8 protein-coding genes and 1 pseudogene are annotated in these 11,376 nt (G+C 63.7%); 4 read left to right on the forward strand and 5 right to left on the reverse strand.

The window, feature by feature from the left end; all coding sequences use genetic code 11:
* Positions 1-94: 94 nt before the first annotated feature.
* The 4 genes and pseudogenes from glsA to CWO89_RS32925 all read right to left on the reverse strand — a co-directional run bounded on the left by glsA (position 95) and on the right by CWO89_RS32925 (position 5,622).
* The gene (gene glsA, locus CWO89_RS32910; RefSeq protein ID WP_130582655.1) at positions 95-1,954 is read right to left on the reverse strand and encodes a glutaminase A; all 1,860 of its coding nucleotides are present in this window, start codon (positions 1,952-1,954) and stop codon (positions 95-97) included.
* A gap of 22 nt (positions 1,955-1,976) precedes the next feature.
* Positions 1,977-4,051 (reverse strand): annotated as a pseudogene (locus CWO89_RS32915) (TRAP transporter permease).
* A gap of 47 nt (positions 4,052-4,098) precedes the next feature.
* Complete coding sequence (locus CWO89_RS32920; protein ID WP_165421424.1) at positions 4,099-5,244, reverse strand: TAXI family TRAP transporter solute-binding subunit; 1,146 nt, start codon at positions 5,242-5,244, stop codon at positions 4,099-4,101.
* A gap of 156 nt (positions 5,245-5,400) precedes the next feature.
* The gene (locus tag CWO89_RS32925) at positions 5,401-5,622 is read right to left on the reverse strand and encodes an acyl-CoA carboxylase biotin carboxyl carrier protein subunit (RefSeq protein WP_130582657.1); all 222 of its coding nucleotides are present in this window, start codon (positions 5,620-5,622) and stop codon (positions 5,401-5,403) included.
* A gap of 133 nt (positions 5,623-5,755) precedes the next feature.
* Here CWO89_RS32925 and CWO89_RS32930 point away from each other — a divergent pair, with 133 nt between their 5' ends.
* Positions 5,756-6,730, forward strand: a complete 975-nt coding sequence (locus CWO89_RS32930; RefSeq protein ID WP_130582658.1) for an IclR family transcriptional regulator — start codon at positions 5,756-5,758, stop codon at positions 6,728-6,730.
* On the forward strand, positions 6,660-8,219 hold the full coding sequence (locus CWO89_RS32935; RefSeq protein ID WP_130582659.1) for an acyl-CoA carboxylase subunit beta: 1,560 nt from the start codon (positions 6,660-6,662) through the stop codon (positions 8,217-8,219). Before CWO89_RS32930 ends, CWO89_RS32935 begins: the two co-directional genes overlap by 71 nt.
* Positions 8,220-8,487: 268 nt before the next feature.
* Here CWO89_RS32935 and CWO89_RS32940 read toward each other — a convergent pair whose 3' ends face one another.
* Entirely contained in the window at positions 8,488-9,660 is a 1,173-nt protein-coding gene (locus tag CWO89_RS32940; protein ID WP_130582660.1) for a patatin-like phospholipase family protein, read from the reverse strand.
* 164 nt (positions 9,661-9,824) lie between these two features.
* On the opposite strand from CWO89_RS32940, the gene CWO89_RS32945 reads away from it, so the two are divergent.
* Both CWO89_RS32945 and CWO89_RS32950 read left to right on the forward strand, forming a co-directional pair.
* Positions 9,825-10,607, forward strand: a complete 783-nt coding sequence (locus CWO89_RS32945; protein WP_130582661.1) for an acetoacetate decarboxylase — start codon at positions 9,825-9,827, stop codon at positions 10,605-10,607.
* Between the two features lie 134 nt (positions 10,608-10,741).
* The coding region (locus CWO89_RS32950) for a CorA family divalent cation transporter (RefSeq protein WP_283813562.1) at positions 10,742-11,376 on the forward strand (635 nt) is incomplete at its 3' end.

Here is an 11,376-nt window from a genome sequence, read left to right on the forward strand (position 1 = left end):
CCTCCGCGAATACAACTGGCAGCAATGTTCGCGGAGGCAGCCCCTCACCCTAACCCTCTCCCCGCGAAGAGCAGGGAGAGGGAATGAAGAGAGATTACGTCGACGTCAGCAGATCCACCTTCGCGTTCGCGACGATCAGCCGGTCGGCGAGCAGTTGCGCGAGGTTGCGCATGATCCGCTCGCCGGCGCGTGGGTGCTGCTTGCGGAATCGTTCGAAGTCGCGCAGCGGAATCTCCCAGGCGGTCGCGGCCTGGTCCGCCAAGACGTCGGCGGAGCGGACCGGCTCGATCAGCGCCATCTCGCCGAATGCCATGCCGGCGGTGAGCGTCGCCAGGCGGACGCCGTCGGGCAGGGTGACGTGTACGACGCCGCTGCGCAGGAAGAACAGCGAGCCTGCGGAATCGCCGGCGGAGATGATCTTCTCGCCGGAGCGGTAGGTGTGGGTCGAAGCGAGCGACGCCAGGTCGGTCAGCTCTTCCACGCTCAATCCGGCCAGCAGCGGCTGCTCGGACAATTCCGTGGTCTCGAAGAAATCGATCGAGCCGCCATAGCGGTAGACGATCTGGTCCTCCGCCCATTCGATCGCGGTATCCAGCAGGTAGAAGTCCCTGATGTTGCCGAGCTTGGCCGTCCATTCGCGCAGCGTCTTCCATTCCGTCGACGTGCGTTTGATTCCGGACAGGATCACGGTGACGCCGAGCGCGGCCAGTTCCTCGAAGGCCTCCGCCACCAGCCGCGCGCCGGCGCGGGTGGTGGAGGTGACCCGGTGCAGGTCGAGCACGACGAATTGCGGCCGCGGCTCCGAGGTCATCCGCCGCGATACGTAATCGACTGCGGAAAGCGACAGCGTGCCGACCAGCTCGATGATCCGCACTTCCTCGTGGTGCGCGGCGAGGATGGCGCGCTCCTGCGGGCGGCGGACGCGGCGGGACGGGCTCTTGCCGATATTGTAGTCGGCGATGATGCTGGTGCGCGCATCGTCGCTGCGGTTGAGCATATGCAGGTCGTAATGCGAGGACAGCGCCTCGCACACCTTGATGCCGCGCACGCTGTTGCCGTGCTTGTCGAGCTTGGGCGAATAGCTGCCGAGCCCGAGCCGCGCCGGCAGCGCGGCCAAAATGCCGCCGCCGACGCCGCTCTTGGCGGGGATGCCGACGCGATAGATCCATTCGCCGGCGAAGTCGTACATGCCCGACGACGTCATCACCGAGAGCGTGCGCGAGATCGCATACGGCGTGATCACCTGCTTGCCGGTCACCGGATTGATGCCGCGATTGGCAAGCGTTGCCGCCATGATCGCGATATCGCGCGCGGTCACCAGCACCGCGCATTGCCGGAAATAGACATCCAGCACGGAGGCGACGTTGTCCTTGATCACGGAATTGGTGCGCAGGAGATAGCCGATCGCCCGATTGCGGTCGCCGGTCGTGCTTTCGGAAAGATAGACGGCCTCGTCGAGCGTGAGCTCGCGTCCGGCAAAGCGGCCGAGCGCCTGCCGGATATAGTCGAAGGCGGCATCGCCCTTGGCCTCATGGATCAACCCGGTGCAGGCGATGGCGCCGGCATTGACCATCGGATTGAACGGATGGTTTTCCGCGTTCAGTCGGATCGAGTTGAAGGGGTCGCCCGATGGCTCGACGCCGATCGCGCTTTCCACCCGCCCTGCGCCCAGCGTGTCCAACGCCAGCGCGAACACGAAGGGTTTGGACATCGACTGGATGGTGAAGGGCACCTTGGTGTCGCCGACCTCGTAGACGTGGCCGTCGAGGGTGGCGAGGCTGATGCCGAAATGGGCAGGGTCTGCCTTGCCGAGCTCGGGAATGTAATCGGCGACGGCGCCGCCGGTCTCAGTGGCGAACTCGTCGTGGCATGACTGCAGGAACCGCAGCAGCGGCGGTCTTGAGCGGGTCCAGGCCGTGGCGCTGGCGGAAGAAGGAGGCGGCTCGGGTTTCATCGCCTCCTTTTGTGCAACGCAATCAGGGAGCGCGCAACTGGTTCGCTAGTAGCGGCTGCCGCCGGACAAGGAGCAGCGCGATCAGGACCGTCGGCACCAGGATGGCAAGGCCGAGCAGCGTCACCTGCATCTGCGACAACGGGTTGATGCCGCCGCCGGGCGTCGCCACCACGAAGCCGCCGATCACGAGCAGCACCCGCAGCGGCCATTCCAGCGCGCCTGCGCGGCTGAGATCGCCGACGAAGGCCTGATACCCCTGGATGCCGCCGCAAATGAACAATGTGCCGAAGGCGGCAAGCGCCATCAGGCCGAGACCGGTGAGATAGGGGCTTGGTCCCTGCAGCACCAGCGCCGGGTTCAACACGAAGAAGAACGGGATGAAATAGATGATGCTGCCGACCCACATCGATTCCCAGCCCGTTTTCATCGCCGGCGATCCCGCGATACCGGCAGCCGCGAAGGAAGCGATCGCAACTGGCGGGGTGATCGACGACAGCATGCCCCAATAGAAGATGAACATGTGCACCGCCATTCGATTCAGCCCGAGCTTCTCCAGCGCCGGCGCCACCAGGATCGCGAGGAAGATGTAGCAGGCCGTGGTCGTCAGTCCGAGCCCCAGGATCAGGCTGGTCAAGGCGCACATCGCCAGCAGCAGGAAGGCGTTGTCGCCTGCGAGCGTCAGCAGGTCGTTGGCGAGGCTCGAGACTACGCCGGTCATCGAGAATGCGCCGATCAAAAGCCCGCAGCCGGCGAGAATGCCGACCAGTTCGACGAAGGTGCGGCCGTTGACCTCGAGGAATTTCGTGATCGTGGCCCAAGTCCAGCGCGTGTCCTTGGAGAAGACCTGGTTCAGCACCAGCAGCAGCGCGGTGGCGTAGAACGGCGCGTGGCTCTCGCGTTTGAAGTAGAGCAGCATCACGATCAGCAGCGCGATGACGAACACGTAGTACCAGCCGGACTTGAGGGTATCGATCACCCGCGGCAGCTCGGCGCGCGGGATGCCCTTCAGGCCATGCCGCGCGGCATAGGAGTCCACCTGCATGAACAGGCCGATATAATAGAGCGCGGCGGGAATGATCGCAGCGACCGCGACCTCGGCGTAGCTGATGTTGAGGAACTGTGCGATCACGAAGGCGGTGGCGCCCATCACCGGCGGCGCCAGCACCGCGCCGGTCGAGGCGCAGGCCTCGATCGCGCCGGCATAGGAGGCGCGGAAGCCGCTACGCTTCATCACCGGGATGGTCATCGTGCCTGCGGTGAGCACGTTGGAGATGATCGAGCCGGACATCATGCCGAGCAGGCCGCTCGCGAAGATGCAGACCTTCGCCGCCCCGCCGCGGAACGTGCCGCACAGCGCAAAGGCGATGTTGATGAAGAATTTTCCGGCGCCCGTCATCATCAGCGCGGTGCCGAACACGAGGAAGCCGATCACGGTATCGGCAAAGGCCTGGATCGGAATCCCGAGCAGGCTCTCGCCCGAGAGCACGTGGTAGCGGTGGCCTGGTCGAAGGTGAGTTCGGAGCCGCGAAACGGCCCGAGCCATTTGGCCTCGGCAAACAGCGGATAGACGGTGAAGGGGAACACGCTGAGCAAGAGGCTCCAGCCGCCGGTGCGGCGCAGCGCCTCCATCAGCATCGCCCACATCACGACGCCCGCAATGAGCACGTTGCGCGGCGCGCCGTCGGATTCCCAGCCGTACTGCGCGGCCTTGCGGATGTTGAGCATCAGCCAGATCGCGGCCGCAAACGTCAGCACGAACAGGAGAAGATCGTACCAGGGAATCCGGTCGAGTGGCGCGGTCCCCGTTCCCGGAAAGATCAGGAAGGTGAACGGCAGCATTAGCGCGATCAGCAGATAGAAATATTCGGTGTTGAGCTGGGTGTAGCCGATCAGGAAGCGCAGCGAGAATTGCTGATTGATGCAGAGCAGGATGGTGGCCGCGGTCGCGACCACCAGCGCCCAGCGCCAGCCGCCGCGCAAGCTGCGAACGCGCGTGACCTCGGCCTCCTGCATGTTGCCCGCGCCGGCATGGGGATCTTCGAACTCGATCCTCTTCGGCGGCGCGGCCATGGCGCTATCGAGCGGAGAAGCTGACATCAGAAGATCCCCACAATGGCGTTAGCTTGCAGTGGAAGCGCGCGGCTTTATTCAAAGCCGTTCGGCATGTTGGCCTTGGCAAGCGCTGCCGCGCGCGCCTTCATCCAGCCTTCCAGGAACGCCTTCTCATCCGAGGGCGGATTTGACTTGCCATATTCCGCCCAGGCGGCGGTGAGCACGTCCTGGCGCTTGAACAGCGCGTTGTTGTGAGCCTCCTGCTGGTCGCTCCATTGGCCGGCTTCCTTCAGCGCCTTCACCGCGCCGGCATGCACCGGTACGACCCAGTTCTTGGTCTGCCGGTCCGCGGCAAGCCCGCTCGCGCCCGGCGCAGACTCCTTGTAGGCGTCGTAGTTGACGATCATCGCCTTGGTGATGGCGTAGACCTGGTCCGCCGGCACCGACGCGTAGGCGACGAAGATCGGGTAGGGATAGGTGCCGAGCTCGATCGGCTTTTCGGGCGAGATGCCGGCGCCGCAGGTCGCGCGATGTGGGAAGAAGAACGAGCCGACCTTCTGCACCCGTTCCCATCCGGCCTTGTCGTCAGGCGGAAGCGGCGGCCAGATCAGTCCGCGCGGCGAGGTCTCGGCTTCCTTCGCGGGTCCGGTGATGGTGGTGCCGAAGGCAGCGTCGGCGTCGTTGTTGATCAGGCCCTTCCACATCGCGCCGTAGCTTGCGAATTCGACGGCCTTGACGTCGGTCTGCTTGAGGCCGCCGAAGGCGAGAATGGCAAGCGAGTTCTGGTTCAGCGCGGGCGAGCCGACCACGAAGCCGACGCGCTTGCCCTTGAGATCCTTGATGTCCTTGACGCCGATATCGGCGGCCACGCCGAGCGAGCCGGCATTGCAGTCGACCGTGGACAACAGGAGTTGCAGCGGCTGCGGTCCCCATTCCTTGGCGCCGAACTCGAACACGCCTTCCTGCGCGAAATAGGTGCCCGATCCCATCGCCGACATCAGCGCGCGCTTGGCGCGCAAGGGCGCCAGCCGCGCCACGTCGTTGCCTGCCGGTAGCACGCGGAGGTCGGTGCCGTACTTGTCCTTCATCATCTTGCCGACGCCGACCGCGATGTTGAATCCCGCGGTTCCCGTGTCGTAGGCGGTCACGCCCATCGTCGGCGGCAGCTTGATGTCTTCGGCGAGTGAAGGTCCGGACGCGAGTAAGGTGACGCCGAGCGCGAGCAGACGAAGGATCATGATTCCTCCCTGATGTTTCGCTACGCGAAACTTGTTGTTTGCGAGGATCATTGCATCGCATTGCGATGATGGCAACGGCGCTCCGTTGGCGCGGCATGCCACCATCGTCGCATCACCGGACAGATTGTCGCGGAGCGAACTTTGAATGTGTGTGCGTCAGGTCTCGACGATGGCGACCGCCTGTCCTTCGGCGATCACGTCGTCGATGCTGACGAGGATCGACTTGACCGTGCCCGCGGCGGTCGACGTTACCGGAATCTCCATCTTCATCGCTTCAACGAGCGCGACCTCGTCGCCGTCGGCGATGCTGGCACCGGCCGCCACTGGTATAGCGCATACACGGCCGGCCACTTCGGTGATGATCTTGATATCTAGCATTCCACGCTCCCCATCCGTTTCGCGAAACGCATAGCGCTCTGCGAACGGCTTTTGTTGTGGCGGCACATTGCCTGAGGTAGCTTGATCTGCAAGTGGAATTTTATTCCGTGTGGCGGAATGGAGCCAATAACAAATGGGAAGACGCTCGGAGCGGCTTAGCCGGCAAGGAATGCTCGCCAGCGATCTCGCAGGCGAGGCCGACGTGATCCAGGTCGTGTCGCGCGCGTTTGATGTCCTCCGATGTTTTGAGGGACATGAGGCGCGGCTCGGCAATCTCGAAATATCGAATCGTTGCGGCCTGCCGCGATCGACAGTGTCGCGGCTCACGCACACGCTGACGCGGATGGGCCAGCTCGTCTATCTGCCGCGCGACCAGAAATATCGGATAGGTCCGAGCGCGGTGGCGATGAGCACCGCGATGATGAAGGGCCTGCAGCTCCGCAACCTGATCCGTCAGCGTCTGCAGGACGTCGCCGATCAATTGCCCGGCACGGTCGGCTTCGTCATCCCCGATCGCTTCCAGCTCGTGTATCTCGAATACGCGCGCTCGGCGAACGCGCTCGGCCTGCATGAGGTCACCGGCAGCCGGATCTCGATGGCGACCACCGCCGCGGGCCATGCCTATACGGCCGCGCTCGAGCCCGAGGTCGGCAACGCCCTGATCGCGGAGATGGAGCGTGAGATTCCCGAAGGCGCGAAGCTGCTCAAGCCGCGCATCGAGGGCAATCGTCGCCACTTGCGCGAGCACGGCTATGTCGTCGCCTGCGGTCTCTGGAGTCCGCACATCAACGGCGTTGCAGTGCCGCTATGGTCGCCGCAATATCAGACCTATGTCGTCGCGACGATCGGCCTGTTGTCGGCGATGTATGACGAGAAGCGGCTGCACAAGGAAGTCGCGCCGCAAATGGTGCAGCTCGGTGCCGCACTCGCCAGCCTGCTCGAAGGCGCCGACAACAGCATCTTCAACAACCGGATCGAGCGAAAATCCATTCCGGCAGCCGTGAACCATAACAAGATCATAAAAGCGGAGGAAAGGAATGAACTGGAAGCCGGAACTCGACGAACTCGCCCGGCGCGAAGCGTTCGCGCGGGAGATGGGAGGCGTTGAGAAGGTCAAACGACAGCGCGATCAAGGCCGGCTTACCGTTCGCGAGCGCATCGACAAGATTGTCGATCAGAAATCCTTCCACGAGATCGGCGCCATTTCCGGGATCGCCGAATATGACGAGAACAACGAGCTCAAGCAGCTAACGCCGGCGAACTGCGTCTTCGGCCGCGCCAAGGTGGACGGCCGTCCGGTGGTCGTGGTCGGCGACGACTTCACCGTGCGCGGCGGCTCGGCCGATGCATCGATTTCCGCCAAGCCGCTGATGGCGGAGGAGATGGCGCATGATTTCCGGTTGCCGATCATCCGCATGATCGAAGGTTCCGGCGGCGGCGGCTCGGTGAAGACGATCGAGACGCGCGGCGCCGCCAACCTGCCGGGTGGCGTCGGCGGCACGCGCTGGTACTGGTACACGACGGCCAACCTCGCGCGCGTGCCGGTCGTCGGTCTCGGGCTTGGCTCGGTCGCGGGTCTTGGCGCGGCACGCCTGGCGGCGACGCATTATTCGGTGATGACGAAGAGCTCCGCGATGTTCGTCGCGGGCCCGCCGGTGGTGAAACGGCTCGGACAGGATCTGACCAAACAGGAGCTCGGCGGCGCCGACATCCAGACCCGCGCCGGCGCGATCGATCAGGCGGTCGACACCGAGGAGGAGGCGTTCGAGTATGCGAGGCGCTTCCTGTCCTATCTGCCGCAATCGGTGTTCGAGCTGCCGCCGACCGTTCCCTGCAGCGACGATCCCGAGCGAGCCGAGGAATCGCTGATGAAGGCGGTGCCGCGCAACCGCCGGCAGGTCTACAAGATGCGCCCGATCATCGAGGCGGTCGTCGACAAGGGCTCGTTCTTCGAGGTGAGTGCCAATTTCGGCAAGCCGATCATCGTCGGCCTGGCGCGCCTTGAGGGCAGGGCGGTGCTGCTGCTGGCGAGCGATCCCTTCCACTATGGCGGCTCGTGGACCGCGGAAGCCTGCCAGAAGGTGGTCCGCTGGGTCGACTTTGCCGAGACCTTCCATCTGCCGGTGGTCTACCTCATGGACTGCCCCGGCTTCATGATCGGCCTGGAGGCGGAGAAGAGCGCGACCATCCGCCATGGCGTGCGCGCGATGGCGGCGGTCAACCAGAGCACCGTGCCCTGGTGCACGATCATCGTACGCAACGCCTTCGGCGTCGCCGGGGTGGTGCACCAGCCCGCCAACCGTTTCTCGATGCGCTACGCCTGGCCGTCGGCCTATTGGGGCTCGCTGCCGCTAGAGGGCGGCATCGAGGCGGCCTATCGCGCCGACATCGAGGCCGCGCCCGATCCGGCGGCGAAGCTGAAGGAGATCGAGGACCGCCTCAACAAGCTGCGCTCGCCGTTCCGCTCGGCCGAGAAGTTCTGGGTCGAGGAGGTGATTGATCCTCGCCGGACGCGATCGCTGCTCTGCGAATTCGCGCGCTTGGCCGAGCCGATCCGTAACGTCGGCCCGCCAAGTAACATGTCGACAAGGCCGTAACTGCCGCTCCGTTTTACACCAGTCTCGTCCCGGCCTTGAGCCGGGACCCATAACCACAGGAAAGTGTTGTGGCGCGAGCAAGCGGTTGCGGCGGAGCAGCCAACAACAGCCTGTGGTTATGGGTCCCGGGTCAAGCCCGGGACGACGGGCGGAGATAGCGTGCGCAAATCTCTCAGCTGTCATTGCGAGGAGCGAAGCGACGAAGCAATCCATCTCTCCGCAAGTGGCGGCATGGATTGCTTCGCTCCGCTCGCAATGACGGGCGGAATTACACCTCGCTTTCGCGGTGTACGTCGTGGACCACGATGCCCATGCCGTTGTCGGGCATCTTGATCCAGTCGCGTCGCATCAGCGTGCGCTTGGTGTCCTCGTATCCGCTCATCCAGTGCTCGCGCATCGAGGTGCCCGAGAATTCGTGATCCTTGGCGTGACCTTCATAGGCCTTCTGCTGATAGATCAGTTGCAGGATCGCGATGCTCGGCAGGGCGCTGTTGGAATCGCGAAGATGGCGCTCTTCTTCCGATAACTGCTCGTTTGGAATCTTCGACAGCGCCTTGTAGAGGCGGGCGCGGAGATTGTGGGTCTTGCGATACATATCGGTGTTGTACCGCGTGCGCGAGGAATACATGATGTCCTTGTGGCGGGCCATCACGTCGTGGATGTCGCGGGGCAGCACGCCGCGGGCCGAGAACAGGTCGACCTGGAACACCAGCGAATTCAGGCTGTCGACCTGGTCGAGCAAATGCTGCAGCGGCGTGTTGGAGACGATGCCGCCATCCCAGAAATGATCGGTGCCGACCTTTACCATCGGCAGCGCCGGCGGCAACGCGCCGCTCGCCATGATGTGCTCGGGAATGATCTCGTCATGCGCGTTATCGAAATAGATGAAGTTGCCCGACAGCACGTTCACCGCGCCGACTGCAAAGCGCATCTTCTTGGAATTGATGCGCTCGAAATCGACCAGCTCGAGCAGCGACTCGCGTAACGGCGCGGTGTCGTAATAGCTCGTCGCCGTCCGCGCACCGGCCGGGCTTAACCAGGGATTGGTGTTGTGGGGTGCGAAGAAACCGGGCTGGCCCAGCACCGTCGTCACGAACGAACTGGTGAAGTTGCGCGCCTTGCGGAAGATGTCGCCATCCGGCGTGTAGTGCCAGATCTTGCGGCTGGTGATGCGGTCCCAGAATGTGTGCAGCCGCTCGAGCCGTCGCTCCGGCGGATTGCCGGCGATGATCGCCGAGTTGATCGCGCCGATTGAGACGCCGCAGATCCAGTCCGGCTCGATACCAACTTCGTGCAGCGCCTGGTAGACGCCGGCCTGGTAGGCGCCGAGCGCACCGCCGCCTTGCAGCACCAGCGCGACACGGTCGCAGCGCTCCGGCCGCCAGCCGCGATGGGAGGTTGCAGTTTCTTGTTCGTCGAAATGTGGGCTACGCGCATCCATGTCCTGACACTCCCTGCGCGCCAACGATTCCGTGTGCCCGTGACGTGCTGATGACAGCCGCCAAGGGGACATTCGGGGTCACGCGGCTGAAGGAAATCCCTCATATCAGTGTCAATGTCCGCCGCTAGCGTTCAGGCCACATATTGCAAACAGGGGGATTTGCGATGCGCAGGGAAGAGCTTTTGAGGCTTCCGTCGATGCCGGCCGCCGGTCCGAGCTATCCCGCAGGACCCTACCGCTTCGTCAATCGCGAATTCCTGGTCATTACCTACGAGACCGATCCCGAGTTGATCCGTGCCGGGTTGCCTGAGCCGCTCGAGCCGATTGATCCGCCGATCGTGCACTACGAATGGATCAAGATGCCTGATAGTTCCGGCTTCGGCAGCTATACCGAGTCCGGTCTGGTGATCCCGGCGCGCTTGCACGGCGAAGAGGTCAATTTTGTTTCGCAGATGTACCTCGACGATGATCCGCCGATTGCGGCGGGCCGGGAGATCTGGGGCTTTCCGAAGAAATACGCGCATCCCAAGCTCGAGATCGTCAAGGACACGCTGACCGGCACGCTCGAATATGCCGGCCAGCTCGTCGCCATGGGCACCATGGGCTACAAGCATGAGAGCATGGCGGGCAATGGCGACATCACCCGCGCGACGCTGTCGAAGACGCAAATTAATCTGAAGATGATCCCGGGCGTCGACGGCCGTCTCGAAGTCTGCCAGCTCGTTGCGATCAACCTGACCGACATCAACGTCAAGGGCTCATGGATCGGCCCCGGCCGGCTGCATCTGGTGCCGCATGTCAATGCGCCGGTTGCGGATTTTCCGGTGCGCCGCGTGGTCGGCGCGCATCATTTCCTCGCCGATCTGACGCTGCCGTTCGGTCGCGTCGTGCACGATTACAACAAGGAAGCCGAGCAGGTTGCCGCGACCGGTCTCGCGGCGGAGTAGGCTGCGACATCAAACTGTAACAAAATCGTAATTGTATCGCGTGCTGACGTACGTGCGGGGTGGATGCTCCGCACGGGTCTTGTGCTGGCTGCAGCAGGGGTTAGCGATGTATCGCGTTGAGCTTCGGGCTGGTCATGTCGGCTGAACCAGCGAAAATCGTCAGCGTGCCCGCGGACGCCACCCCGGTGATCCCAGGTCTGGTGTGGGCATTCCGTCTACATAGCGACGGCAACGCTGAATCCTTAGCCATCGATGCGCCGATCGAGTTCAGCCATGATGGCAGGCTCTGGCTGCATTTCAATCTGGCGGATGGTCGCACGCGGCAATGGCTTGCCGGCCTGCAGATGCCTGCGCTCGCGCGCGATCTCCTATTGTCGCACGACAATTTCCAGCAGCTTCACGTCATCGACAACTGCGTCTACGGCGTGTTCTCCGATCTCATCCGCGAGATCGATTCCCCGACCGAAGAAACCGGCTTCCTTCGCTTCGCGATGACCGAGCGTCTCCTGATCAGCGGCCGCCATCAGGCGCTGTGCGCAGTGGATGCCACGCGCCGCGTGCTCGAGGGCGGCCATCGTGTCGCGACGGTGGCGGCGCTGCTTGAGAAGATCATCGACGAGGTCGCCGACACCATGGACCGGATGGCCGACAAGATCGGCACCGAGATCGACGAAATCGAGGAGCGGGTGCTGTCCGGCGAGACCAAGTCGGAGATGCGCGCTGGGCTCGGCCGTTTGCGGCGGACCTGCCTGAGCTGCACCGTCAGGCT

This window comes from Bradyrhizobium sp. Leo170, from assembly GCF_004296405.1.
Taxonomy (GTDB): domain Bacteria; phylum Pseudomonadota; class Alphaproteobacteria; order Rhizobiales; family Xanthobacteraceae; genus Bradyrhizobium.